This is a genomic window from Microbacterium sp. GXF7504, from assembly GCF_054798235.1.
This window is the reverse complement of record NZ_JBSJZI010000001.1, coordinates 424,543-450,234: the sequence shown is the minus strand read 5'-3', so window position 1 is coordinate 450,234 and position 25,692 is coordinate 424,543. Positions and strand designations below refer to the sequence as shown.

Annotated in this window: 22 protein-coding genes and 2 tRNA genes; 11 read left to right on the top strand and 13 right to left on the bottom strand. The window is 73.3% G+C overall.

Features of this window, described 5'->3' with window-relative positions; translation table 11 throughout:
- Positions 1-118: 118 nt before the first annotated feature.
- The 3 genes from ACWAUO_RS02180 to ACWAUO_RS02170 all read right to left on the bottom strand — a co-directional run bounded on the left by ACWAUO_RS02180 (position 119) and on the right by ACWAUO_RS02170 (position 3,635).
- On the bottom strand, positions 119-1,168 hold the full coding sequence (locus tag ACWAUO_RS02180; RefSeq protein WP_460772676.1) for an LLM class flavin-dependent oxidoreductase: 1,050 nt from the start codon (positions 1,166-1,168) through the stop codon (positions 119-121).
- A gap of 55 nt (positions 1,169-1,223) precedes the next feature.
- A complete protein-coding gene (locus ACWAUO_RS02175) occupies positions 1,224-2,564 on the bottom strand; it encodes a cryptochrome/photolyase family protein (RefSeq protein ID WP_460772674.1) in 1,341 nt (446 codons plus the stop codon).
- Positions 2,565-2,639: 75 nt separating this feature from the next.
- A complete protein-coding gene (locus ACWAUO_RS02170) occupies positions 2,640-3,635 on the bottom strand; it encodes a diacylglycerol/lipid kinase family protein (protein WP_460772673.1) in 996 nt (331 codons plus the stop codon).
- A 42-nt stretch (positions 3,636-3,677) separates the two neighbouring features.
- Between ACWAUO_RS02170 and serS the strand changes: the two genes are divergently transcribed.
- The 3 genes from serS to ACWAUO_RS02155 all read left to right on the top strand — a co-directional run bounded on the left by serS (position 3,678) and on the right by ACWAUO_RS02155 (position 5,961).
- A complete protein-coding gene (gene serS, locus ACWAUO_RS02165; protein WP_460772671.1) occupies positions 3,678-4,943 on the top strand; it encodes a serine--tRNA ligase in 1,266 nt (421 codons plus the stop codon).
- Entirely contained in the window at positions 4,940-5,821 is an 882-nt protein-coding gene (locus tag ACWAUO_RS02160; protein ID WP_460772670.1) for an HAD family hydrolase, read from the top strand. Before serS ends, ACWAUO_RS02160 begins: the two co-directional genes overlap by 4 nt.
- Before the next feature lie 52 nt (positions 5,822-5,873).
- A tRNA-Ser gene (locus ACWAUO_RS02155) sits at positions 5,874-5,961 on the top strand.
- A 335-nt stretch (positions 5,962-6,296) separates the two neighbouring features.
- On the opposite strand, the gene ACWAUO_RS02150 is transcribed toward ACWAUO_RS02155, so the two are convergent.
- Positions 6,297-6,809, bottom strand: a complete 513-nt coding sequence (locus tag ACWAUO_RS02150; protein WP_460772668.1) for a hypothetical protein — start codon at positions 6,807-6,809, stop codon at positions 6,297-6,299.
- Positions 6,810-7,033: 224 nt separating this feature from the next.
- Here ACWAUO_RS02150 and ACWAUO_RS02145 point away from each other — a divergent pair, with 224 nt between their 5' ends.
- The 4 genes from ACWAUO_RS02145 to ACWAUO_RS02130 all read left to right on the top strand — a co-directional run bounded on the left by ACWAUO_RS02145 (position 7,034) and on the right by ACWAUO_RS02130 (position 11,972).
- Entirely contained in the window at positions 7,034-8,302 is a 1,269-nt protein-coding gene (locus tag ACWAUO_RS02145; protein WP_460772666.1) for an LCP family protein, read from the top strand.
- A gap of 61 nt (positions 8,303-8,363) precedes the next feature.
- Positions 8,364-8,455 (top strand) — tRNA-Ser (locus ACWAUO_RS02140).
- A 123-nt stretch (positions 8,456-8,578) separates the two neighbouring features.
- On the top strand, positions 8,579-9,775 hold the full coding sequence (locus ACWAUO_RS02135; protein WP_460772665.1) for an acyl-CoA dehydrogenase family protein: 1,197 nt from the start codon (positions 8,579-8,581) through the stop codon (positions 9,773-9,775).
- 100 nt (positions 9,776-9,875) lie between these two features.
- The gene (locus ACWAUO_RS02130) at positions 9,876-11,972 is read left to right on the top strand and encodes an FUSC family protein (protein WP_460772663.1); all 2,097 of its coding nucleotides are present in this window, start codon (positions 9,876-9,878) and stop codon (positions 11,970-11,972) included.
- Between the two features lie 34 nt (positions 11,973-12,006).
- Here ACWAUO_RS02130 and ACWAUO_RS02125 read toward each other — a convergent pair whose 3' ends face one another.
- On the bottom strand, positions 12,007-12,354 hold the full coding sequence (locus ACWAUO_RS02125) for a cupin domain-containing protein (protein WP_460772661.1): 348 nt from the start codon (positions 12,352-12,354) through the stop codon (positions 12,007-12,009).
- Between the two features lie 153 nt (positions 12,355-12,507).
- On the opposite strand from ACWAUO_RS02125, the gene ACWAUO_RS02120 reads away from it, so the two are divergent.
- On the top strand, positions 12,508-13,380 hold the full coding sequence (locus ACWAUO_RS02120; RefSeq protein ID WP_460772659.1) for a hypothetical protein: 873 nt from the start codon (positions 12,508-12,510) through the stop codon (positions 13,378-13,380).
- Between the two features lie 99 nt (positions 13,381-13,479).
- Here the strand turns inward: ACWAUO_RS02120 and ACWAUO_RS02115 are convergent, their stop codons facing one another.
- The 3 genes from ACWAUO_RS02115 to ACWAUO_RS02105 all read right to left on the bottom strand — a co-directional run bounded on the left by ACWAUO_RS02115 (position 13,480) and on the right by ACWAUO_RS02105 (position 16,524).
- Positions 13,480-13,941, bottom strand: coding sequence for a DUF3237 domain-containing protein (locus ACWAUO_RS02115; protein WP_460772658.1), 462 nt, complete (start codon positions 13,939-13,941; stop codon positions 13,480-13,482).
- 141 nt (positions 13,942-14,082) lie between these two features.
- Positions 14,083-15,291, bottom strand: coding sequence for an MFS transporter (locus ACWAUO_RS02110; protein ID WP_460772656.1), 1,209 nt, complete (start codon positions 15,289-15,291; stop codon positions 14,083-14,085).
- Between the two features lie 18 nt (positions 15,292-15,309).
- Positions 15,310-16,524, bottom strand: coding sequence for a cupin domain-containing protein (locus ACWAUO_RS02105; RefSeq protein WP_460772654.1), 1,215 nt, complete (start codon positions 16,522-16,524; stop codon positions 15,310-15,312).
- Between the two features lie 134 nt (positions 16,525-16,658).
- Here ACWAUO_RS02105 and ACWAUO_RS02100 point away from each other — a divergent pair, with 134 nt between their 5' ends.
- Positions 16,659-17,363 carry an alpha/beta fold hydrolase gene (locus tag ACWAUO_RS02100; protein ID WP_460772652.1) on the top strand — a complete coding sequence of 235 codons (705 nt, stop codon included), beginning with the start codon at positions 16,659-16,661 and terminating at the stop codon, positions 17,361-17,363.
- Positions 17,360-18,676, top strand: coding sequence for a Na+/H+ antiporter NhaA (gene nhaA / locus ACWAUO_RS02095; RefSeq protein WP_460772651.1), 1,317 nt, complete (start codon positions 17,360-17,362; stop codon positions 18,674-18,676). Before ACWAUO_RS02100 ends, nhaA begins: the two co-directional genes overlap by 4 nt.
- On the opposite strand, the gene ACWAUO_RS02090 is transcribed toward nhaA, so the two are convergent.
- Complete coding sequence (locus tag ACWAUO_RS02090) at positions 18,621-19,358, bottom strand: YoaK family protein (protein ID WP_460772650.1); 738 nt, start codon at positions 19,356-19,358, stop codon at positions 18,621-18,623. The genes nhaA and ACWAUO_RS02090 overlap by 56 nt on opposite strands.
- A 145-nt stretch (positions 19,359-19,503) precedes the next feature.
- Positions 19,504-20,322: a tyrosine-protein phosphatase gene (locus tag ACWAUO_RS02085; RefSeq protein WP_460772648.1), complete on the bottom strand. Its 819-nt coding sequence runs from the start codon at positions 20,320-20,322 to the stop codon at positions 19,504-19,506.
- A gap of 180 nt (positions 20,323-20,502) precedes the next feature.
- Between ACWAUO_RS02085 and ACWAUO_RS02080 the strand changes: the two genes are divergently transcribed.
- On the top strand, positions 20,503-21,099 hold the full coding sequence (locus ACWAUO_RS02080; protein ID WP_460772646.1) for an HdeD family acid-resistance protein: 597 nt from the start codon (positions 20,503-20,505) through the stop codon (positions 21,097-21,099).
- On the opposite strand, the gene ACWAUO_RS02075 is transcribed toward ACWAUO_RS02080, so the two are convergent.
- From ACWAUO_RS02075 to ACWAUO_RS02065, 3 genes are all read right to left on the bottom strand, one after another.
- The gene (locus ACWAUO_RS02075; protein WP_460772645.1) at positions 21,017-22,645 is read right to left on the bottom strand and encodes a LuxR C-terminal-related transcriptional regulator; all 1,629 of its coding nucleotides are present in this window, start codon (positions 22,643-22,645) and stop codon (positions 21,017-21,019) included. The genes ACWAUO_RS02080 and ACWAUO_RS02075 overlap by 83 nt on opposite strands.
- A gap of 157 nt (positions 22,646-22,802) precedes the next feature.
- Entirely contained in the window at positions 22,803-24,116 is a 1,314-nt protein-coding gene (locus tag ACWAUO_RS02070) for a threonine/serine exporter family protein (RefSeq protein WP_460772643.1), read from the bottom strand.
- Entirely contained in the window at positions 24,106-25,674 is a 1,569-nt protein-coding gene (locus ACWAUO_RS02065; protein WP_460772641.1) for a helix-turn-helix transcriptional regulator, read from the bottom strand. Before ACWAUO_RS02065 ends, ACWAUO_RS02070 begins: the two co-directional genes overlap by 11 nt.
- Positions 25,675-25,692: the final 18 nt, after the last annotated feature.

The window sequence follows — 25,692 nt, the reverse complement described above, 5'->3', positions numbered from 1 at the left end:
CCCGCCCCCGGCCTCGCGAAGCACCGGTTCACCCGTCGCGAATGCCGCATCCCGCGCGCGAACATGCGGCATTCGCGACGGATGAATCGCGGTCGGCGCGCGTCGGCGCGCGAGCGGGTCAGGAGAGGGCGGCGGCCAGGAGCTCGAGCGTCTGGATGCGGCCGGTCGCCGCATCCATCGGCTCGTCGTCGGTCGACCCGGCGACCGGCGAGACCATGACCTCGTCGACGCCGTACGTCGCGGCGAACGCGCGCAGCTCGGATGCGGCCTCCTCGGGCGTGCCGAGGATCCAGCGCTCCTTCGCGGTCGCGGCGAACGGTGCGCCGAGACGGTCCTCGGCCTCCGCCGCCTGCGCCTGCTCCACGGTCTCGAGCGCGACGAGCGGTCGGCCGCTGCGCAGCCGCGCCATCATCCGGATCTGCGGCAGCGCACGGGCCTCCGCCTCCTCGCGGGTCGGGGCGACGACCGCGTTCGTCGTGAGGAACGTCACCGGCTCCGGGTGCGCCTCGCTCGGGCGGTACTGCTCCCGGTACAGCGCGAGCGCCCGTTCGACCCCCTCGCCGGAGAAGTGGTTCGCGAACACGTACGGCAGGCCGAGGGATGCGGCCAGCTGGGCCGAGTAGTCGCTCGACCCGAGCAGCCACAGCTCCGGCGCGCCGGTGGCCGCGGGGGTCGCCCGCAGCTCGTAGGTGCCGCCGGAGGTGAACCGCACGGACGCGCCGTCGGGCGAGGTGAGCGCGAGGATGTCGCGGATGTGGTCGGGGAACCGGTCCACCTCGCTGGTGGTGCCGGAACGGTGCAGCAGCTGCGTGATCACCGGGTCGCTGCCGGGCGCGCGCCCGATGCCGAGATCGATCCGGCCCGGGGCCATGGCCTCCAGCGCGGCGAACTGCTCGGCGACGATGAGCGGCGCGTGGTTGGGCAGCATGACCCCGCCGGAGCCGACGCGGATGCGCTCGGTGCGGGCCGCCGCGGCCGCCACGAGCACCGGCGGCGACGTGGAGGCGACCGCGGGCATGTTGTGGTGCTCCGCGAACCAGTAGCGGTGGTACCCGAGCTCGTCGGCACGGGCGGCCAGCGTCATGGACGACGCGAAGGCGTCGCGGCTGGTCTGCCCGGTGCGGACGGGGACGAGGTCGAGCACGGAGAGGGCGGGTGAAGTCGGCATCGCTCACCCGGAACGCACGGCCCGCGCCCGGCATTCCCGGCGCGCGCGCCCTCGCTCAGCGCGCGCGCTTGACCCGCTCGTAGGCGCGCAGCGCCGCGTTCCGCGAGACGGCGAGGTCGACGATCGGCGGGATGTCGGCCGCATCCGGGGCCCAGCGCGCGCAGTACAACCCCTGCGGGTCGAACTTGGCCCGCTGCAGCTCCGGGTTGAAGACGCGGAAGTACGGCGCCGCATCCGCCCCGGATCCCGCCACCCACTGCCAGTTGAACGCGTTGCTGGCCGCGTCGGCGTCGACGAGCGTGTCCCAGAACCACTCCTCGCCGCGGCGCCAGTCGATGAGGAGGTTCTTCACGAGGAACGACGCGACCACCATCCGCACCCGGTTGTGCATGTGCCCGGTGTGCCAGAGCTCCCGCATCCCCGCGTCGACGAACGGGTACCCGGTGCGGCCGCGGCGCCACGCCCGCATCCGGTCCTCGTCGTGCGGCGGCCACGGGAACGCGTCGTACTCGGCGTGGAGGTTGCGGGTCGCGAGGTCGGGATGGTGGAAGAACACGTGCCACGCGAACTCGCGCCAGCCGAGTTCGGAGAGGAACCGCCCGGTGTCGGCGTCGGCGTCGAGCGCGGCGTGCCACACGGTGTACGGGCTGAGCTCGCCCCACCGCAGCCGCGGCGACAGGAGGGACGTGGCGCCGGCGGCCGGTTCGTCGCGGGCGGTCTCGTAGGCGTCGGCGTCGCGGGCGAGGAACTCACGCAGCCGTGCCTGCGCGGCGGGCTCCCCGGGCTCCCACGTCTCGCGGAGCCCCCCGGCCCAGTCCGGGTGCGCGGGCAGCAGCCCCCAGTCGGCGAGGTCGTCGGAGGCCGGCGCCTGTGCCGGACCCGGGATGCGGTCGGGCTCGGGGAGCGGGTGCCGCGGCGGCGGCAGGTGCAGGCAGCGCCGCCAGAACGGGGTGAACACCGCGAACGGCGTGTTCGCGCCGGTGTGCACGGTCCACGGTTCGAACAGCAGCGACCCGGCGAACGAGCGCACCTCCACACCGTCGCGCCGCAGCCCGTCCTTCAGCGCCCGGTCGACGTCGCGTTCGGCGGCGCCGTACCGGCGGTTCCAGGCGACGGCGGTAGCGCCGGTCTCCCGGACCACCTGCGGCACGACCTCGGATGCGGCGCCCCGCCGCAGCAGCAGCACCGACCCCCGCTCGCGCAGGCGCTCCCCGAGGGAGGCCAGGGAATGGTGCAGCCACCAGCGGGCGGCGCCGCCGAGCGGCCGGAACCCGGGCGAGACCTCGTCCAGCACGTACAGGCACACGACCGGCTCGTCGCGCTCGAGCGCCGCGTGCAGGGCCGGGTTGTCCGCCAGCCGCAGGTCGTCGCGGAACCAGACGAGGGTGGTGCTCATGGAGCGACGTTACGTCGGTCGGCCGCGCCGCGCCCGTGGCTTGACAGTCCCGCGCGCCGAGCGCAGGGGTCCCGCTCAGCGGTTCGGGAGACGGTGGCCCTTGGGGAGGGCGACGAGGAGCCCGCCGGGCACGACCTCGCACGTCATCCGCACCGCGACCCCGAACTCGTCGCCGTCGAGCTGCACGGCCTGCGGCGGGTTCGCGCCGGCCTCCGCCCGCGCACTCTGCAGATAGCGCACGGACTGGTCGCGGCGCCGCTCCAGCACGAGGCGGCCGGCTTTGAACCGGCGCAGCACCGAGTTGTCCCACCAGACGCGGCGCCACACGGCGAGCCAGCCCCACCAGCCGCGGGGGCGGATGAGCACGACGTCCATCGTGCCGTCGTCGATCGCGGCGTCGGGGATGAGCGCGATCCCGGCGGGCAGCGCCCCGCAGTTGGCGAACAGGACGCTGTAGACGCGGGTGGTGCGCATCCGCTCGGCGTCGAGCTGGTACACGAGCCGGTACGGTTTCGCCTTCGGCAGCGAACGGGCGGCGCCGTCGACGTACGCGACCCAGCCGACCGCCTTCTTCAGCTTCGGGCGCGTGTTCGCGATCATCGCCGCGTCCAGGCCCATCCCGGCCATGACGACGAACGCGGCCTCCGAGGTGGTGCCGTCCACCCGCGTGATCGTCGCCATCCCGATGTCGACCGGGCGATGCTCGCCGTCGAAGGTCGCGGCGATGACCCGCACCGGGTCGTCGAGGGGCAGCTCGAGGTTCCGGGCGAGGAGGTTGCCGGTGCCGCTCGGCACGATCGTCAACGGCACCCCGGTGCCGGTGAGCGCCTCCGCGACCGCGCGCACCGTGCCGTCACCGCCGGCGACCAGCACCGCCTCCGCCCCGGCGTCCAGGGCCGCGCGCACGCACCCCTGCCCGAGGTCGGTCACGGCGGTCTCGAAGCACAGCGGTTCGGCCCAGCCGGCGCGGGCGGCGGCATCCGTCACCTGCTGCCGGAGGCGGGCGGCGTCGACCTTCACCGGGTTGTAGACGAGTGCGGCGCGGCGTCCGGCCCCCGCATCCGCTGTCATGGCTCACACGATAGCGGCCGGTCGGCTCAGTAGACTCGGGGGATGATCGATCCGACACTTCTCCGCGAGAATCCCGAGCTTGTCACCCGCTCGCAGGTGGCGCGGGGGGAGTCGCCCGACACCGTCACCGCGGCGCTCGAGGCCGACAAGGCCCGCCGCGCGGCCATCGTCGCCTTCGAGGAGCTGCGCGCGGAGCAGAACGCGCACGGCAAGCTCGTGGCGAAGGCGCCCAAGGAGGAGAAGGCCGCGCTCGTCGCCCAGGCCAAGGACCTCAGCGAGCGCGTGAAGGCCGCCCAGCAGGCCGTGACCGTGGCGGAGGAGGGCTTCGCCGAGGCGTTCTCCGCGATCGAGAACATCGTGATCGACGGGGTGCCCGCCGGCGGCGAGGACGACTTCGTCACGCTCCGCACGCACGGCGAGGTGCCGACGTTCGACTTCACCCCGCGCGACCACCTCGAGATCGGCGAGCTCCTCGGCGCGATCGACATGGAGCGCGGCACGAAGGTGTCCGGCAGCCGCTTCTACTTCCTCACCGGCGTCGGCGCGCGTCTCGAGCTCGCGCTCATGACCCTCGGTCTCGACCGCGCCCTGCAGGCCGGGTTCACCCCGATGATCCCGCCGACGCTCGTGCGTCCCGAGGTCATGCAGGGCACCGGCTTCCTCGGCAAGCACAGCGCCGAGGTCTACCACCTCGACGACGAGGACCTCTACCTCGTCGGCACGAGCGAGGTGCCCCTCGCCGGGTACCACATGGGCGAGATCATCGACCTGGCCCGCGGCCCCAAGCGCTACGCCGGCTGGTCCACCTGCTACCGCAGCGAGGCCGGCTCCTACGGCAAGGACACCCGCGGCATCATCCGCGTGCACCAGTTCAACAAGCTCGAGATGTTCGTCTACGCCGACCCCGCCGAGGCGGAGGCCGAGCACGAGAAGCTCGTCGCGATGCAGGAGGGGATGCTGCAGGACCTCGGCCTCGCGTACCGCGTGATCGACGTGGCCGCCGGCGACCTCGGCTCATCGGCCGCCCGCAAGTACGACGTCGAGGCGTGGGTGCCCACGCAGCACGCGTACCGCGAGCTCACCAGCACCTCGAACTGCACCACGTACCAGGCCCGTCGCCTCGACATCCGGCACCGCCCGGACGGCGGGAAGACGCAGCACGTCGCGACGCTGAACGGCACCCTCGCGACCACCCGCTGGATCGTCGCGCTGCTGGAGACCCACCAGCGCGCCGACGGGTCGGTGACGGTGCCCGAGGTGCTGCGCCCGTACCTGGGCGGCCTCGAGGTGCTGGAGCCGATCGCGTGACCGACCCGCGGCTGCCCGAACCCGGCGAGGTCGAGACCGAGTCGGTCGAGGACGCCGCCGAACTCGTCGAGGAGGTCGCGGAGGCGGCCGAGCCGATGCTCGTGGTGCTCGACATCGACGGCACCGTGCTGCTCGAGGACGAGACCGCCAGCCCGGGCATCGTCGACGCGGTCCGCGACGCCGAGCGCGCCGGGCACCGGGTGATGCTCGCGACCGGCCGCAGCTGGGAGGCGACCAGCCGCATCCACGACGTGCTGGCCATCGCCCCGGACTACGCGATCTGCTCGAACGGCGCGGTGATCCTCAAGCGCACCGCGGAGGGCGACTACGAGCGTGTGCACGTCGAGACGTTCGACGCCGCCGACGTGCTGCGGATGCTGCGCCGCCACCTCCCGGAGGCGCACTACCTCGTGGAGCTCCCCGACGGCCGACGCCTGTACACGGACTACATGGACGACTGGAACCTCGACCGCGCCGAGCGGGTCGCGTTCGAGGACCTCGCCCGCCGGCCCGTGACCCGCGTGGTCGTGGTGTCGCCGGAGAAGACGGAGCGCGACTTCGTCGAGCTCGTCGAGCGGGTGGGGCTCAACCAGGTCTCGTACGCGGTCGGCTGGACGGCGTGGCTCGACATCGCGCCGAAGGGCGTCGACAAGGGCAGCGCGCTCGCCCTCGTGCAGCGCTGGCTGGGCGTCGACCCGACCCGCGTGCTCGTCATGGGCGACGGTCGCAACGACGTCGGCATGTTCGAGTGGGCGCGCGCGAACGGCGGCCGCGCGGTCGCCATGGGCCAGGGCCCGGCCGAGGTGCTGGAGGCCGCTGGGGAGGTCACCGCATCCGTCACCGAGGGCGGCGTCGCGGCGGTGCTGCGCGCGTTGTGACCGCCGCCGCGGGCTAGACTCGCGGGGCGACGGATGCCGCGGCGTCCGTCCGGGAGGGTTGTCCGAGCGGCCGAAGGATCTGGTCTTGAAAACCAGTGGGCAGCAATGTCCCGTGGGTTCGAATCCCACACCCTCCGCCAGTGCCTGCGAAGGCCCCTCGGGGCCGCCGCGGGCGCTTTCGGTTCGGCGGGTTCGAACCCTCGGGTGGGCCCACGCCGCCGGAGGCTCCGCGTCCCGCGAAGCGGGGCGTGGAGGGGCGGTGGGGACGAATCCCACACCCTCCGCTGTGATCCCGCTGCGCTGACGCGCTGCGCTGACCGGTGCGTTCGATGCCGAGCGACCCCCTTTTCTGCGACCCACCCCCTTTTCTGCTGCAGAAAGAGGGGTGGGTCGCAGAAAGAGGGGTGGCTCGGCGGATGCGGCGGCGTGCCGTGCGGCCGGGGTCAGGATGCGGCGCGCGCCGCGCGACCGGGGCTCAGGACACGGGTTTCGGCTCGGCGAGGAGGTCCATCACGAGCTTGTCGCCCGCGACGAGCGGGCTGATGCCGGCGCCGGTGCCGTGCAGCTTCAGCACGTGGTCGCCGTCCGTGAAGGTCAGGTGGCGGCTCGCGCCGAACGTCTTCACCGTGACGTCGGTCGTCGCGCGCGGGAAGCTCGTGAGCTCCGGGTCGAGGCGGCCCTGGGTGTCGGCGTTCAGCACGTGGATCGTGTCGGGCGTGACGGCGACGAGCAGCTGCACGGTGGCGCCGTGCTGCTCGGCGGTGGCCTTGATCGCCGCGCGGCGGCCGAGGAGCGTCCCGATGAGGCTGCCGAGTATGCTGTCGCCGCCGGGGATGAGATCGGCCGCGGTGTTGCCGGCGACCATGCCGATCGCGGCGGCGCCGCTCAGCTCGGCGAGTCCGAAGATCCCCGCGGCGAGCACCTCCTCGCCCTCGCCCAGGATCTCGCGTGCCCGTGCCAGCAGCGTGGTCTCGTCGTATGCGCTCACAGCTTCCCCTTCGCGGGCGGCCGGGTGCCGCCCCCGCGGGAACGTAGCACGAGCGTGTTTCGCGTGATCGTCACGGCCCGCTCGTCGCCGTGCGGACGGAGGCCGGTCGGCGGGCGTCCACCGCACCGCCAGCGAGTTCGCAGCCTGCTTCCCGGCGCGGTCGATAAACTGCCCGACGGTTGTGTGTGCAGCCGACGCCCTTGCCGGCGATCGAGAGGACCCGAGTGAGCCCGACGACCCGAAGCGGGCGCCGCCAGACGGTGGCGCGCCACGGCCAGCTGCGCTCCCCGCATCCGGTCTCGCAGTTCTTCAAGATCCTCGCCGTGTCGCTCGCGGTCGTGCTGGTCGCCGGCGTCGGTGTCGTCGGCTACAACACCTGGAACCTGTTCTCGACCCTGTCGAGCAACGCCGTCGAACTCGAGGGGCAGACCGCCGCGCCGCCGACCATCGGTGAGCTCGAGGGCGGCTTCAACCTGCTGCTGGTCGGCACCGACGCGTGCGAGGACCAGTACGCCCACTACTTCCCGGGCCGCTGCACGGGCAAGGATGCCGAGGGCGAGCTCAACGACGTGAACATCCTGCTGCACGTCTCCGACGAGCCGCGGCGGGTCACGGCGGTCTCGTTCCCGCGCGACCTGATGCTGCCGATCCCGTCGTGCACCCGTGAGAACGGGTCGACCTCGTCGGCGATGAGCAAGCAGCCGCTGAACGACTCGTACGGCTACGGCGGGCTCTCCTGCGTCGCCAAGACGATCTCGCAGCTGACGGGCGAGAACATCGACTACGCGGCGAAGGTCACCTGGGGCGGTGTCATCGAGATCACGAACGCCGTCGGCGGCGTCGAGGTCTGCGTCGCGAACGGCATCTACGACCCGATCTACACCGGCCTCGACCTGGAACCGGGCATGCACACGCTGCAGGGTGTGGAAGCGCTGGAGTTCCTCCGCACCCGCCACGGCGTCGGCGACGGTTCCGACCTCGGTCGCATCTCGAACCAGCAGCAGTACATGTCGCGGCTGGTGAAGAAGATCATGAGCGAGGACACCCTCTCCGACGTGGGTCGGCTCTACTCGCTCGCGGGCACGACGGTCGACAATGTCACGCCGAGCTCGAACCTCGCGAACCCGCTCACCATGGTGCAGCTCGCCCTCACCATGAAGGGCGTCTCGCTCGACCAGATCGTGTTCGTGCAGTACCCGACGCTGACCGACCCGGACAATCCGAACAAGGTCGTGCCGAACAAGTCGGCGGCCACCGCCCTGTTCGACGCGCTGGCGGCGAACCAGCAGATCGTCCTCACCGGGGATGTGGCCGCGAACGGCGGTGTCGTGGCGGTCGAGTCGGAGCAGCCGGCCGAACAGCCCGCGGAGCAGCCCGCCGAGGGCGGCGAGGCGCCGGCGCAGGAGACCCCGGCCACGGATGCGGTCGAGCTGCCCTCCAGCATCACCGGTCAGACGGCCGCGCAGGAGACCTGTTCGAACGGCAACGGGTAGCCGTTCGGCGCGGGCCCGTGCACCCGGTATGATGGACGGACGTGCGCATCCGTGCGCACCTGGAGACGTCGCATAGTCAGGCCTAGTGCACCACCCTGCTAAGGTGGAGTCCCCGTAAGGGGACCGAGGGTTCAAATCCCTCCGTCTCCGCCAGAGGAACCCCCGATCCGTCGGGGGTTCCGGCGTTTCCGGGCAGCATCCCCCGCCCACCGCGGCACGCCCGCGCCGCCGCCTCGCGTACGCTTCGGGTGACCCGCTGCACGAGGAGGACCAGCGATGACCCACGCCGACCCGATGCGCCTTCCCGCGCCGGACCCGTCCGATCCCGCCGGGCTCGACGACCTGCTCAGCGGCGACGAGAAGGCGATCCGCGGCGCGGTGCGGCAGACGCTCGACGCGCTCGTCGAGCCGCACATCGCGGAGTGGTTCGAGCAGGGCGGCATCCCCGGCATCCGCGACCTCACGAGGGAGCTCGGAAGGCTCGGCGTGCTGGGCATGCACCTGGAGGGGTACGGCTGCGCGGGCATGTCGGCCGTCGAGTACGGCCTGGCCTGCATGGAGCTCGAGGCCACCGACTCGGGCCTGCGCTCGCTCGTGTCGGTGCAGGGGTCGCTCGCCATGTACGCCATCCACCGCTGGGGCTCGGAGGAGCAGAAGCAGGAGTGGCTCCCGCGGATGGCGGCGGGCGAGGCGATCGGATGCTTCGGGCTCACCGAACCCGACGTCGGCTCCGACCCCGCGAGCATGACGACCTTCGCCCGCCGCGACGGCGACGACTGGATGCTCGACGGCCGCAAGATGTGGATCTCCAACGCGCCGTACGCGGATGTCGCGGTGGTCTGGGCGAACACCGACGAGGGTGTCCGCGGGTTCGTGGTGCCCACCGACACCCCGGGGTTCTCCGCGCCGGAGATCCGGCACAAGCTGTCGCTGCGGGCCTCGGCCACCGGGGAGCTGGTGCTCGACGGGGTGCGGCTGCCCGCATCCGCCGTGCTGCCCGAGGCTCGCGGGCTGAAGGGGCCGCTCGCGTGCCTGAACGATGCCCGGTACGGCATCGTGTGGGGTGCGATGGGCGCGGCCCGGTCGTGCCTCGAGGTCGCGCGGCGGTACTCGATCGAGCGCGTGCAGTTCGGCCGCCCGATCGGCGGGTTCCAGCTCACGCAGCAGAAGCTCGCCGACATGACCCTCGAATACGTGAAGGGGGTGCTGCTCGCGGTGCACCTGGGGCGGCGGAAGGATGCCGGCACGCTCCGGCCGGAGCAGGTGTCGATCGGCAAGCTCAACAACGTGCGCGAGGCCATCGAGATCGCGCGCACCGCGCGGACGATCCTCGGTGCGAACGGCATCTCCCTCGAGTACCCGGTGATCCGCCACCAGAACAACCTAGAGTCGGTGCTCACCTACGAGGGCACGGTCGAGATGCACACGCTCGTGCTCGGCCAGCTCCTGACCGGCGAGTCCGCCTTCCGCTGACCCGGGCCGCCCGGGCTCGCGCCGGGTGAGGGGTGGAGGACGGGGCGGGTGAACGGGGCGCGTCCGTGCGAGTGGGCTGTGTCAGGGTGGGCGTGTGGGGGTGACCGCAGCCATCAGACAGAGCCTGTCTGCGACGGATCCCGGACGCGGCAGGCTCAAGCTCGCGGTCGCCATCGCCACCGGGATGCTGCTGAGCGCGCTGTCGGCGTGGGCCGCCGTCACGTTCCTGCACGCCGACCCGTCGCTGCTGACCATCGGCATCTTCATGGCGATGCAGATGGGCCTCACCCCGCACGACGCGACCGGCAGGGGCCGCCTGGTCACGACGGTGCTCCTCATCGTGCCGACCGGCGCCGCGGCCACCCTCGCCGTGCTCCTGGCCGAGCAGCGGGTCCTCGAGATCGCGCTGCTCGTGTGCATCGCCGGGATCGCCACCTGGGTGCGACGCTACGGCCCGCGCGCCACGGCCCTGGGGTTCGGCGCGTTCTTCGGCTGCTTCTTCCCGCTCCTGCTGAAACTCACGATCACCGACCTGCCGGGGTTCCTCCTCGTCGCGGGCGGGGCGGTGGGGTCCCTCGCGCTCATGCGGGCGCTGCTGCTCGTCGAGCGTCCCGGCCGCGAGCTCGCGCTGCTCCTGCGGGAACTGCGGGACGCGTCCGCGGCCGCGCTCGCCGCCGCGCGGCATCCCGACCCGAAGCACCCGAAGACGCTCCGGACGCGGCTCGCCCGCCTCGACGACGTCGCACAGGCGATCACCCGCTGGCAGCAGGACAACCCGACGGCGCGCTACGTCGACGCGGACGAGACCACCTTCGCCTCGCTCGTGCTCGAGGCCCGCATCGACGTCGAGCAGGCGTGCGCCGAACTCGTGCGGGATGCGGGGCACGCGCCTGCCGACCCCGCGCGCTCCGCGGCGCTCGCCGCGCTCACGACCATGCTCGACAACCGGGCGAGCGAGGTGCAGGTGCTGGCCGCGACCGACCGGGCGCGGGAGCTGTTCGCGGCGCTCACACCCGCATCCCCGCACCGGGCGCTCGTCGGGCGGCTCACCCGCAGCGTCCTCGCCCACGCGGACCTCCGCGACGCGGTGCGGCGTCGTCCGGACCCCCGCTCCGTCCCCGCCGCGACGGCGCCGGCACCCGCCCCGACCGGGTCGACGCCCGCGTCCGACACCGCCCGCTGGTGGGACTGGCGGCACTGGCGGCTGACGACCCGGCTCGCGGTGCAGGTGACGATCGCGGCCGTCATCGCCACGGGGGTCGGGGAGCTCATCTCCGCGAGCCGCTGGTACTGGGCGGTGCTGACCGCGTTCATCGTCTTCGTCGGCGCCTCCACCCGCGGGTCGATCCTCACCCGCGCCTACAATCGCGTCGCCGGCACCGCCGCCGGGCTCGTGGTCGGGGTGGTCCTCGTGCTCCTCGTGCACGAGAGCAAGCCGGCGCTCGTGGCGATCTGCGTGGTCGCCGCCTTCGGGATGATGTACTTCGGGCCGCTCCTCTATCTCTACAGCGCCTTCTTCATCACGATGCTGCTGGTCGCCATGTACGGGCTCATCGGCGTGCTCGACGAGCAGGTGCTGGAGCTGCGGATCGGCGAGACGCTCGCCGGCGCGGTCATCGGCGTGCTGTGCGCGTACCTCATCTTCTCCGCCAACTCGCGGCCCAGCCGGCTCGCGACGGTGCAGGCCTGGTTCGACGCCCTCGACCGGCTGCTCGACACCGGACGCACCGCACTCACCGGCGCCGGGAAGGACGCCGACGTGCTCGCGGCGTCGCAGACGCTGCGGGCCGCGCTCGCCGACGTCGACACCCTCGTCAGCGCGATGTCGGTCGCGATGGTCGGCGCCCGGCGCGTCCAGCGCGGACCGGTGGTGCACCTGCTGTACGTCGCCACGCGCGCGGCGGAAGGCTACGCGCAGGCGGCGATCGCGGTGTCGACGGGCCGCCGCGCGGGGGTGCTGCGGGGGGATGCGGCGACCGCCCTCGACGATGCGCTGGCGCACCTGCGCGGTCTCGCCGCATCCGCCCGCCGCTCGTTCGCGACCGAGGTCGCCCCGGGCCCCGGCGACACGTTCATCCTGGATCAGTTGCCGCGGGTGCCGTTCGACGCGCTGTTGCCGCAGGTCGAGGCGTTCGTCTCGCTGTCGCGGCTGGCCTGGGCCCTGGAGCACGTCGTGCAGGAGAACCGCGTCGGGTGAGGGCGGGCCGGCGCGGGCGGACCGGCGCGGGCGGTCAGGCCAGGTAGACCTTGCGGAGGGTCTCGGTGACCGTCCACTCGGTGCGCATGCCGTGCTCGAGTCGCACGATGTCGCCGGGGCCGATCTCGATCGGCGCGAGGTCGCGGTCGGTGAAGACGACGCGGGCGCGGCCGGAGAGCACCACGAACACCTCGTCGGCCTCGACGTCGGTCGCCGTGCCGGGGGTCATCTCCCAGACGCCGAGCTCGACGCCGGCGAACCCGCCCAGCTCCACCGTCGCCGTCGTCGGGGTGCCGGCGACCACCTGGTCGGCCGGGAGCAGCTCGTGCACGGCGGTCACGGTCGCGCCGGGCACGACGGTGCCGGGGGTCAGTTCGGGCATGGCGGCCTCCTGGTCGGGTCGTCTCGGATCATATCGATCCGTCGTCATCCGGCGTCACCCGTCGGAAACCTGTGGCGAGCGGGCGGGCGGATGCGGAAGGATGCCTGCAGCGCTGGGGGCGTGGTGCCGCCGCGGACACCGAGGGGACGACACATGGGGACGTCGGAAGTGCTGGGGACGAGGACGACGCGCGGCGGTGCCGTGCGAAGGATGCTGGGCGTCGCGGTCGCGGCGGTGGTCGGGGCGGCGCTGGCCGTCGCGGTGCCGAGTGCGGCGCACGCGGCGGAACTGACCGCGACACCGTCGTCGATCGCGGTGGGGGAGACCACCACGGTCGTCGCGACGGGACTCGGCGGGTTGCAGCAGGCCTCCTTCGGGCTGGGCGACACGTCGGCGGGCACGTTCACCGAGAGCGGCGACAGCTCGTACACGGCGCCGGTGTCAGGCGGCCAGGCGTCGGCGACGTTCCTCGCGGGGGCGAGCGGGACGATCACGATCGCCGTGACCGACGGTGAGACGGTGCTGGGCACGGTGGAGGTGACCGTCAGCGGCGCGCCGGCACCCGCGCCGCAGCCCGAGGCCCAGGCGAAGGTGTCGCTCACGCCGTCGAGCGTGGCGGTCGGCGAGAAGGTCACCGTCACGGTGTCCGGTCTCGGCGGGCTCGAGACCGCATCCGTCGGCACGGGCAGCCCGGGCAGCGGGACGTTCGCCGACGGCGGCGACGGCACGCAGGTGCCGGTGACCGCGGGGACCGCGACCACGACGTTCACGCCGTCCGAGGCCGGCGACATCGTCATCTCGGTCGGCGACGGCGAGACCGTGCTCGCGACCGCGACCCTCACCGTGACTGCGGCCGCGAGCCCCACCCCGACCGTCACCGCGGTGCCGATCTCCGCGCCCGTCGACGGCGGGGTGCCGGTGCTCGTGTGGGTGATCGTGGCGCTGGTCGTGGTGATCCTCGCCGGCGCGATCGTGTGGATCGTCACCGCGCGCCGCGCGAAGCGCCCCACGCCGCCCGCATCCTGACCGGGCCGTCACCGGACCGCGAGACTGCATCTCACCGCCGAGACAGCGGGGTTACCCCGCAGTCTCGTCGCGCAGATGCAGTCTCGCGGTCCGCGGGGGTCAGGCGACCTCGTAGGCGGTGTAGCGGACCGCGTCCGCTTCGCGCTCGGCGGCGCACACGAACAGCCGGTGCTCCAGCCACGCGAGCTCCGGTGCGGACGTCTCGATCGTCAGCACGGTGCGGAAGTAGTACGCGGCCGGGTCCGCATGTTCGCCGCGCAGCAGCGCCTCGAGCACTGCCGGGTCGCCGCTGCGCACCCCGCGGGCCTGCAGGTACAGCAGGGCGCCGTCACGGGTGCGGGCGGTGTAGCGCCCGTCGACCTCGACCGCGCCGTCCGCGCGCACCAGCTGCCAGTCCGCACCGCCGGGGAGGATCTCGCCCTCGAGCGCCCCGGTGACGGTGCCGCCCGTGATCGGCACCACCCGGCGGTGGCCGGCGCGGGTCATGCCGTGGTCCTCGAGCGGACCCAGCTCCACCTCGACGTGGAAGCGTTCGATGAGCGAGGGCACCGGAAGCGTCATGCGGCCACGCTATCGCCGCGCCGGCGCAGAGGGCCGCGAGAACTGCATCTCCCGCACGAGACTGCTGACATTGGATGCAGTCTCGTGGCGCAGATGCAGTCTCGCGGTCCAGGCGGGTCTCCGGGGGTATCGCGCGCGGGGTCACCCCCGGCGGCGGACGAGCAGGCCGAGGGCGGCGGCGAGGAGGCAGGATGCGGCGGCCACCCCGACCGCGGCGCGGCCGCCGAGCAGCATCCCGATGCCGCCGACGATGAGCGCGCCGACCGGGGTGGAACCGATGAACGCGGTGGTCCAGAGCGACGTCACCCGGCCGCGCATGCCGGCCGGGGCGTGCAGCTGCACGGTCGCGTTCCCGGTCGTGAGGAACCCGATGCTGCACGCGCCGACGAACACGATGGTCACGTTCGCGACGAGCGTCGACGGTGCCGCCGCGGTCGCCGCGAGCGCGACGGCGTACCCGAGGCTGATCCACGTCATGCGGTGCAGGCCCGTCTGCGGCCACGACAGCAGCAGGAGTCCCGCGGCGATCGACCCGGCGCCGAACCCCGCGGTGAGCCAGGCGTACTCGTCCGCGCCGCCGGCGAGGGAGTGCTCGCCGAACACGGGCAGGCTCACCTCGTACTCGTACGCGAGGGTGCCGACGACCGCCATCATCACGAGGGGGCCGAGGAGCTCGGGGTCGCGGCGCACGATCCCGAGGGTCTGCCGCAGCTGTCCGCGTGCCTTCGGCGCGCGTCCCTCGGAGTGGATGCCGCTCGAGCGCATCGACACCAGCAGCGCGATGACGAGCGCGAAGCTCGCCGCGTTCGCGATGAAGCACCAGCCGATCCCGACCGTGCCGATGAGGGATGCGGCCACCACCGGCCCGACGCCCCGGCCGACGTTCGCGAGGATGCTGTTCAGCGTCACTGCGCTGTGCAGGGCCGGGGTGCCGACGAGTTCGGGGATGAGCGCCATCCGTGCCGGGTTGTCGACCGCCGTCAGCATCCCGAACACGACCGCGACGACCATCGCGAGCACCAGTGATTCGCGGCCGGCGAGGATGACGAGCCCGAACCCGAGGGCGAGGAGGGCGAGGAGGGTCTGGGTGAGCACGAGCAGCCGCCGGCGGTCGTGCCGGTCGACGAGCACCCCGGCGAGGGGGCCGAGCAGCAGCACCGGGCCGTACCGGAGCGCGGCGAGCAGGCCGAGGTCGAACGGCGACCCGGTGAGCATGAGCACGAGCACGCCCTGCGCGACGGTCTCGGTCCACGACCCGATGAGGCTGATGCCCTGCCCCGCGATGAACCGGCGGTAGTTCGGCACCGCGAGCGCCGCGAACCGCGACGGGGCGGTGGGCGGCGCGGTCATGGCACGGTGGGTGCCCGCTCAGTCCCGCCCGGGCAGCGGCACGATCCCCTGGGTGGTGCGGGGGAAGGTGGCGAGCGTGTCGACCGGGATGTTCAGGTGCGCCGCGACGAGCTGCGGCGGCAGGTGGGCCAGCCAGTTCGCGAGCGACACCTCCTCGTACCGTGACGCGCGGAAGGTCTCGATGAACACGAGCGTCTCGTCGCCGGTGTTCTCGATGTAGTGGCCGTTGTTGCGCTTGACCACCCCCACGTCGCCCGCGTGGAAGTCCATCGTGTTGGCGTGCGGGCCGGTGTCGAACACGGTCATGCGCGCCGACCCCTGCAGGTAGTACTGCCATTCGTCCGCGTTCGGATGCCAGTGCAGCTCCCGCATCCCGCCCGGTTCCACGTGGACGAGCGCGGCGGCGACCGAGGTGGAGGCGGGGAAGTTCACGCTGTCGGCGATGCGGATGCTGCCGCCGGAGTTCTGGTGCACCGGCTCCGACTGCGACAGCCGGAAGATGACCGGCTGGTCGTCGCCCCACTGCACGCCGGCGGCGACCTGGTCGTCCTCGAGCGGCCCGGGCTCCGCGCCGGGGAAGATCCACAGGTTGTGCAGCGGGATGTCGCGGAACACGTCCTGCGCGACGCCGAAGTTCTTCGCCAGCACGTCGGGCGGGGTGTGGGCGAACCAGTCGGTGAGCAGCAGCGTGTTCGACTCGGACTGCTCGCCGTCGTCGAACGCCAGCACGAACTCCGCGCCGTCCGGACCGAGCCCCTGCAGGGAGTGCGGCAGCCCGGCCGGGAAGAACCACAGGTCGCCGGCGAACACGTCCTCCACGCTCGGCAGCCCGGTGCGGCTGAGCGTCGTGATGCGGCACTTCCCCCGGGTCATGAGCGCCCACTCCGCCGTCCGGTGCCAGTGGAGCTCGCGGATCGCCCCCGGTTCGAGGTACATGTTCACCCCGGCGATCTCCTCGCTGATCGCGAAGTCGGGCTGCGTCACCTCGCGGGCCCAGCCGCCCGCCTGCACGCGTCGCGGAGACAGGTTGAACGACGACCAGAAGAACGGCTGCGTGCCGATGTCGGTGCCGGGGGCGACGATCGAGCTCGGGAACTGGGTCTCGAGCGCCGGGTTCCGAGGACCCGTCATCCTGGTCGCCGCGGGGTCGCCCGCGGTGTTCGCGACGCCCTCCTGCGGCAGGTCTGGGTTTCCGAGCACGGGGGTCTCGTGGTGCGGGGCGGGTTCGTCCATGGCGGGTCCTCGGGGTCGCGGCGAGTGGGTGGGGTGGAGCGCGAAAGAACGGAAAACCCTGGTGCCCGGCACGGTACGGGGCGTATAACGGTCTGGTCAAGAGTGGTTTTCGCCGATGTGGGGACGAGGGCGACATGGCATCACCGACGGCGGACAACGTGGTGCTCGTGCACGGCGCCTACGCGGACGGCTCCTCCTGGGCGGGGGTGATCGCGCTGCTGCAGGCGGCGGGCCTGCGGGCGACCGCGGTGCAGAACCCGCTCACCTCGCTCGCCGACGACGCGGCGGCCACCCGCCGCATCCTCGACCTGCAACCGGGACCGACGGTGCTCGTCGGGCACTCGTGGGCGGGCACCGTCATCAGCGAGACCGGCGGGCACCCGAACGTGACCGCGCTCGTGTACGTCGCTGCGAGGGCGCCGGATGCGGGGGAGGACTACGCCGCGCTCGCCGGTCGCTTCCCGACGCCTGCCGCCAACGCGGGGCTCGTGCACGAGGCGGACGGGTTCGCGCAGCTGAGCGAGGACGCGTTCCTCGCCGACTTCGCGAACGGCGTCGACCCGGCGCAGGCGAAGGTGCTCTTCGCGGTGCAGGGGCGCATCTCCGGCACCCTGTTCGCAGGGCGCACGACCGCCGCCGCCTGGCGCGACAAACCGGCGTGGTACGCGGTCTCGCGCGACGACCACACCACCGCCCCGGAGCTCGAGCGGTTCCTCGCCGATCGGATGGGGGCCACGACGATCGAGCTCGACAGCGGCCACCTCTCGCTCGTCACCCATCCCCGCGAGATCGCCGACCTCATCCTGGAGGCGGCGGGCAGACCCCGGTCCGCGGCATGACCGGGCGGCGTCGTCGCACCCGCGACGACGCACGGACGGCCGCGCTCGTCCTCCTCGCCGCCACCGCCGTCGCGATCGGCTGGGCCAACGTCCCGGGCCTCGGGTACGCGGCGCTCTGGCAGACGACGATCGACGTCGGCCTCGGCGGGCGCGACGCGTCGTTCACGCTGCACGACGTCATCAACGACGCCCTCATGACCGTGTTCTTCTTCGCGGTCGGGCTCGACGTGAAGCGGGAGTTCGTCGTCGGGGAGCTCACCACCTGGTCGAAGGCGGTCATCCCCGTGGTCGCCGCGGTCGCGGGGCTCACGCTGCCGGCGCTCGTGTTCCTCGCATGCAACGTCGGCGAGGGTGGGCAGCCGCACGCGTGGGCCGCGGTCATCTCCTCCGACACGGCGTTCCTCCTCGGCGCCCTCGCGCTCGTCGGGCCCCGGGTGCCGGGCAGGCTCCGCGCCTTCCTCCTCGGACTGTCGGTCGTCGACGACATCGGCGCACTGAGTGCGCTCGCCGTGTTCTACACCGGCGCGGACTTCCGCTGGTGGCCGCTGCCGTTCGCCGCCGTCGGCCTCGTCGCCCTGTGGGCGGCGCGGCGGCTGCCGGTGGTGTGGCGCCGCCCGGTCTACGCCCTGCTGTGGGTCGGCATCTGGCTCGCCGTCGCCGCATCCGGGATCGAACCGACCCTCGCCGGCGTCGCGATCGCGCTCGTCCTCCCGGTGGCGAAACCCGACGCAGCACGGATGCGGGAGGCCGCCGCGCTCGCCGACGCGCTCGACGAGACCGCCACGCCGGCGCAGGCGCGGCGGGCGTCGCGGAGCGTGCGCACCGCGGTGCCGTTGAACGACCGGATGCGGGCAGCCGTCGCACCGTGGACCTCGTTCGTCATCCTGCCGTTGTTCGCGCTCGCGAACGCCGGGTTCGAGGTCGACGGCCAGACGCTGCCCGGTGCGCTCGCGTCGCCCCTCGTCTGGGGTGTCGTCGCCGGCCTCGTCGTCGGCAAGACCGTCGGCGTCTTCGGGTCGACCGTGCTGCTCCGGATGCTGCGGATCGGCGACTTCGGTGCGGGGATCGACTACCGGCGGCTCGCCGGCGGCAGCGCGCTGTGCGGCATCGGGTTCACGATCTCGCTCTACGTCGTCGACATCGCGGTGTCGGGCGCCGAGGCGCAGGCGCAGGCGCGGATCGGCGTGCTCGTCGCGGGGGTGTGCGCGTTCGTGCTCGGCGCGCTCTGCTGCCGCCTGCCCGGCCGGCGGGCGCTCGTCACGGGGTCGGGGCGTTCTGCGACGGATCCACCGGCACCCGCCCTGCCCGTCTGAGGGCCGCACCGCCGAGCGCCGCGGTGAGCAGCATCCCGAGCCACAGGGCACCCGCCGGCAGCAGTGCCTGCGCGCCGAAACCGAGCCCCGCGCCCGCCGCGAACGCGACGAGCACGCCGCCGTAGATCCCCAGCGACCGGAGGTCGGTCCGCCTGCCCTCGGGCGAGGCGGGCACGAGGATGCGGCCGAGGAGGCTGAAGAACGACTGCACCACGAAGGTCACCGCGACGTTGCCGTACAGCATCCCGTGGTCGCGGTGGAACGCGTTGCCCTGGGAGCCGGCGACGAAGCTCACCCCGAACACGAGCACGGTGGCCGGCAGCGCCTGGGTCGCCGCGAGCACCGCGATCACGAGCAGCACGGCGGCCTGGCCGAACAGCACGGCCGGGCTGTAGCTGCGGCCCGCGCGCAACAGCAGGGTGACCAGGACCGCGTTGAGCGCCGCGCCGAGGCCGAAGCACAGGATCGAGGTGGAGACCATCGCGAGGCGGGCGAGGTCGCCGCCGGCGGCCGCGAAGCCGGCGACGACGAGGTTGCCGGACTGCACGGTGGCGAAGGTCCCGGTCGCGGCGAGGGACCACGCGTTGAGCGTGCCCGCCGTGAGGGCGAGGAGCGCGCCGATGCCCGGCCGCTCCATGAAGGGGAACACCCGGACGGTCGTTCCCGCGGTGGTTGCCGTCATCGCCCCGTTCTACTCCCGGCGCGCCGGTGCGCGGTAGCGCCCCGGGCCGCGAGACTGCATCTGACCGCCGAGACAGCGGGGTTACCCCGCAGTCTCGGCGACCCGTTGCAGTCTCGCGGTTCGCAGCGCCCGCGCCGGGCGGGGGTCAGGCGGCGAGGCGGGCGCGGAGGGCGTCGAGCTCGGCGTCGGTGAGCCCGCCGGAGCGCAGGTATGCGGCCGAGCCGCCCTGCGCGTCGATCCAGGCGAACGCCTGCTCGATCGCGGATGCGGGGGTGCCGGCGACGAGGTCGCGGATCTCGTCGTCGAGGGGCACGCCCATCTGCGTCACCATGCCGAGCATCCGGTCCGCCCACGGGCCGGCGAGACGGTCCTGCGAGCTCGCGTAGTCGGCGACGACCGCGTCGCGTTCCACCCCGGCGGCATCCAGCACGAGCGCGGTGCTCACGCCGGTGCGGTCCTTGCCGGCGGTGCAGTGCACCAGGACGGCGGTCGGCGGCTCGTCGGTCGCGACCGACACGAGCCGCGCGAACTGCGCGAACGTGTCGGCGCCGCCCTGGAGCATCTGCACGTACATCTCGCCGAGCGGCGGGATCTGCGCGAGCGCCTCCTGCATGGCGGCGGCGACCTTCGCCGGGTCGGCACCGGCGGTCATGGCGGCGCCCGCCTGCTTCGCGGCGCCGGTGACGGCGCCCTGCAGCAGCGGCAGTTCGACCACCCGGAACGGACGGTCGGTCGGCAGCCGGTCCGGCGCCATCTGCCGCTCCGGGTCGGTGCGGAGGTCGACGACGACGCCGATCGGGCTCGCCGAGAGCGCGTCGAGCCCCGCCGGGGTGAGCTCGCTCAGTGCGTCCGACCGGTACAGGATCCCGGATGCGGAGACCCCGCCGCCGACGAGCGGCATGCCGCCGGTGTCGCGGAAGTTGAAGGTGCCCTCGAGCGTCACGCGCTGCGCGTCCATCGTCATGGCCACACGATAACGGTGCGCACGCGAACCGTACGCACGGGTGAAAGGCAGGTGAACCGTCGGGGGAGGGGCCGGGCGATTTCGCCGCACCGCCGGGGGCTCCGGATGCCCGGCGCGGCTAGTGTCGCGGCTGCACCCGTGTGCCGGATCCGGCACGGAGACCCAGCAGGAGCTGTGACCATGACGTCTTCCCCCCGCACCGCCGATCACGCCACCCGCGCCGACGGTGGCATCCGCATCGCCCTCGGCATCGGCGGCATCATCGCCCTCATCGCGGGTGCGCTGGTGCTGTTCTGGCCGGCGAAGACGGCGATCGCGGTGACCGTGCTGGTCGCGGTCTACGCGGTCGCCGCCGGTGTCGTCTACGTCGCGATCGGCATCTGGTCGCGCACCCGCGGCGGCTGGTCGCGGGCGGGGAACATCATCCTCGGCGTGGTGTTCGTCATCGCGGCGGTCATCGCGTTCTCGAACCTGCGGGCGACGACCCTCGCGCTCGCCCTCGTGCTCGGCATCGTCGTCGGCGCCGTCTGGTTCGTCGAGGGCATCGTGATCCTCACCACCCTCTCCGGCGCGACCTCGAAGGGCTGGCGCATCGTCTCCGCCGTCATCAGCATCCTCGCGGGCATCGCGATGCTCTTCGCGCCGCTGTGGGGGATCGAGTTCCTCGCCTGGCTGCTGGGCATCGCGCTCGTCGTCATCGGAATCGTGCAGATCGTGCGGGCGTCGACACGGGGCGCCGGGCGCCCGCGGCGGCGGTCGACCGCGGCTCACGGCTGACCGACCCGGATCCCGGCTCCGGCGACACCAGGCGCCAGCGTGCGGCGGCCATGATCGCCTCGTCCCGCGTCGAGCATCCGAGCTTGCGGTAGAGCGAGCGCAGCTGCGACTTCACCGTGTTCGGTGAGACGTGCAGGGCTGCGGCGATCTCGGCGGTCGTGCTGTACAGGCGCATCGCGGACAGCACCCGCACCTCGCTCGGGGTGAGCGGCGGGCGCGTGCGCACCTCCGGGTGGGCCAGGCCCTCGACCGCCCGGTCGAGGGTCGCCGCGTCGGCGGGATCCAGGTGCGCGCGCACGCGCTCGATGAGGTGCCGCGGCGCGCCCGCCAGCAGCCGCCGCCGCGCCGGCGGGGCCGCGAGCCGCAGGATCTGACGGGCGGTGTACCCGTCGATGTCGCCGGCGTTCGTGAGGTCGGCCCAGGCGGACAGGACGACCGCCTCGGCGCGCTGGGCGGGACCGGACACGTCGGCGATCGACCGGAGCGCCCGGCGCGCCGCATCCACGTTGCCCTCGTGGAGGGCGAGGTGCGCGATGGCCAGCCGGGTGAGGATGCCGGGCCGCTGGTCGGCTTCGGCGAGGTACCGGGCGCGGTCGACGTCGCCGATCGCGGTGTACGCGCGGATCTGGGTCGCGGCGACCGCGTCGGTGCCGAACGACACGCTCTGCGCCGGGTGCGCGTCGCGCACGAGCTTCGCCTGCTCCAGCGCGTCGTACGGCCGGTGCTCGGCCATCGCCGCGCGGGAGCGCGCGAGGAGCGCGAAGGGCCAGGAGAGTTCGTAGGTGTCGTACGGCTCGAGCTGCGAGAGGAGTTCCTCGACGTCGTCCGACATGAGCTCGACGGCGATGAGCGCGGCGGCGGTGGCCTCCGTCGCCCGGGCGGCGTTGCGGTGTGCGGCGGTCGGTTCCGGCAGGTCGCGGGCCTGCTCCAGTGCGCGCTGCGCCTCTTCGAGTGAGCCGCGGACGACGTGCGCGAGGGCGGTGCGGCCCAGTGCCAGGCGCTCCGCCCACGGGTACTGCGACACCTGGGCGAGCTGGCGGGAGGTCGCGAGTTCCTGCAGCGCGGCCGCCGTGTCGCCGGCGAGCAGGTAGGTCGAACCGATCTGGTGGTGGAGGAACCACAGCGGCCCGTCTGCGCGGTCGCGGGAATCGGCGTCGACCTGCGCGAGCCGGTCGGCGAGGCGGTGCGCGAACGACACGGCCGTCTCGACGTCCCCGCTGATCCGGGCGCCGACGCCCTGCACGAGCACCATGAGGTCGAGCTCGTCCGCCGTCATCGCGCGGGCGTCGTCCGGGTTCAGCATCGGCACGGTCGAGCGGCCGGTGCGCGAACGGATCGGCGTCATCGGGTGCACGACCGCGAGCGCCGGGTTCCGGTCGAGCACGGAGGCCGGCATCGCCGAGAGCGCGGCGGCCAGGCGCTCGTACCGTTCGTGGTACAGCGGCCAGGCGTGCGTGAGGAGGGCGCGCACGATGGTGCGCGGATCACCGGTGTCGAGTGCGCGGTCGAGTTCCGCCTCGGCGGTCGTGGCGTCGTTGAAGTTCACGGTGCCCCCAGATGTTCCCCCGGGCGTGTGGTGGACGCCCAGTCCAGTGCCCACGCTAGCGGGGAGGGTGAAACCGGGGGTGAGGGGTCGGGTGGCTGCAGTGGTCGGCCGCGGTCATTGCCGGGGTGCGGCCCCCGGTCTGCGGGGTCCTGCCCGCTCACTGCCGTGCTTCGCGCCAGCCGCGCGAGATCGCTCCCGCGTCCCGGGAGAGGCCCGCCCCGAGCACCATGCCGATCGCGATGGCGATGAGCGAGCCGAGGGTGCGCAGCAGGGTCTCGGATGCGCCGGCCGCGCCGGACGCGATCTCGCTCAGCCCGATGAACCCGAGCGAGCCGGGCACGAGCAGCCAGTAGGCGCAGGTGAGCATGATGGCGGGCGGCGGCGCCGCCTTGCACCGGGCGGCGGCGTACGCGACCGGGATGACCACGAGCGCGCCGATGAGTCCCGACAGCTCGGCGCCGACGAGCAGGTGCCCGAGGAGCTGCCCGGCGTAGGCCACGACGAGCGCGAACAGGATCCAGGGCAGCGACCGCTTCGGCGCGGACGAGTACAGGTGGTAGCCGAGGCTCACGAGCAGGATGCCGATCCACGGCGCCCACCAGCCGAGCGTCTCCGGGCTCGGCGAGGCCGACGGCGGCGGTCCCGCCACGGAGATGCCGGCGAACACCCCGAAGGCGAGGAGGCCCAGTCGGGCGAAGCCGTAGACGAGTCGGCTCGCGCCTGCGATCACCTGCCCGGTGGTGAGTTCGACCGCGGCGATCGTGAGCGTGAGCCCGGGCAGGAACGACACGAGCGACGGCGCGACCAGTCGCAGCACGTCGTCGTGGACGAGCGGACGCACGACGAGCGAGATGAGCAGGGTCACCGTGAACGAGGTGACCACCGGGAGGATGAGCGAGAGGGTGGGGAGCCGGTTGCCGACGAGCACGATGAGTCCCACGATCGCGCCGAGCACGGCGTAGACCGGCAGCGCCGTGAGGGTCGGGTTCAGGACCAGGCCGAACCCGATCGTGAGCAGCGTGTGGCCGAGCACCGACACGGCCGGACCGAACCGGGGCGCGCCGGCGCGGATGGCGGCGATGTCCGTGACGACGGCGTCCGGGGCCGGCCGGTCGCGCAGGGCGGTGCGCACGAGGTGGTCGACCGCGCCGCACTGGTCGAGCCGGAGCGCGTCGGAGCCGGCGGGGAAGATCGCCGTCTGCGCGGTGCCGTCCGGCTGCTCGATGAGGATGAGCGTCGGCAGCACGTAGATGCGCAGCTCCGGGCGGCCGTACGTCGCGGCGAGCCGGCGCAGCGTGTCCTCGACGTCGCTCGTCGCCTGTGACGCGGCCAGCAGCGCCGAGCCGGTCTCGCCCAGCATGTGCACGACGTCGGAGCGCTCCACGACCACCCGGCCGTCGTCGCCCGGGGCGCGGACGGCGGCGAACGCGGCCCGGATGCGGCGGCCGAGCTGCGGCCGGTCAGCGCCCATGACCGCGGACGCCCTCGAGGTCCGGCTCGGGCGGGAGCAGGTGCAGCCGCAGCGCGAGGGCGACCGCCTCGTCGCGGCTGGAGCACCCGAGCTTGCGGTACAGCGACTTCAGGTGCGACTTCACCGTGTTCGGCGAGATGTGGAAGGCGCCCGCGATCGCCGCGGTGGTCGGATGGTGGGGGAGCGCGGCGAGCACCCGGAGCTCGCCGTCGGTCAGCTGCGGGCGCAGGTGCGGCTGGGCGAACACGAGCCCGCGCACGGCTTCCTCGAACCCGACCGCGTCGTCCGCCGGCAGGTGCGCCCGCACCTGGCCGACGAGGTCGACCGGGAGGGTCGACAGCATCCGCCGGTTGCCGGGGCGGGTCGCGAGCCGGGCGACCTGCTCGGCGCGATGCGGGCCGATCTCGTCGCTGCGGCTCGCCTCCAGCCACAGCGTCAGCAGCTGCAGCTCCGCCCGCTGTCCCGGGCCGAGCGACGAGTCGGCGGTGAGCTGCTGGATGCATCGGGTCGCCGTCTCGAGGTCGCGTCGCTGGAGGGCCACCCGTGCCACCGAGATCGCGGTGATCGCTCCCGGGCGCCGGATCGCGGCGGCCTCCGCGGTCGCGGCGGTCGTGTCGCCGGCTTCCCACAGTGCCTCGATCGTGGCGGCGGCGATCACGGCCGAGCCGACCGAGCCGTGCCGGTCCGGATGTGCGCCGCTCGCGAGCCGCACCGCCTCCAGCGCCTCGTCCGGGCGGTGCCGCGCGAGATGCGCGCGGGTGCGGGCCAGGAGCGCGAACGGCCACGTGAGCTGCACGCTGTCGTACGGTTCGAGGGCCGCGAGCCGGGCGTCGACGTCGTCCGCGAGCTGTTCGACCGCGATGAGCGCGGCCGTGGTGCGTTCGGTCGCCGCGCACGAGAGCGCGTGCGCCGCGGTCGGCGCCGGCAGCAGCAGCGTCTCGTCGAGGACGGCCTCGGCCTCCTCGAGCGAGCCGCGCAGGGCGTGCGCGAGCGCGGTGCGGCCGAGGGCGACCCGCTCCGCGTCCGGTTGCGGGGCGAGGCGGGCGAGCTGGCGGGCGGTGCCGAACTCGAGCAGCGCGCCCGTCGTGTCGCCCGCGAGGAGCAGGGTGGAGCCGATCTGGTGGTGGTAGTACCAGAGCGGCCCGTCGAGGCGGTCCCGCGACTCGGCGCGGATCTGGTGGATGCGGTCCTGGAGCCGCCGCGCATAGATATGCGCGGCGGCGACGTCGCCGCTCAGCCGGAACGCGACCATCTGCACGAGGGTGAGCATGTCGAGCTCGTCCGCGGTGAGGGTGCGGGCGAGTTCGGGGCCGACGAGCGGCTTGAAAGGTCGCCCGGTGCGGGCGAGCACCGGTGTCATCGGATGCAGCACCCGCAGCACGGGGTGGCGCTGCAGCACGGTCGGCGGCAGTGCCACGACCGCAGCCACGAGCTCCTCGTAGTGCATGCTGAACAGCGGCCAGACGTTCGCCAGGACGGTCTCGGCGATCGTGGCGGGGTTACCGCCGGCGACGGCCCTGCGCAGCTCGTCGAGCGCCTTCGTCCCTCCGGTGTCCATGCCGTCTCCTCAGCGGAT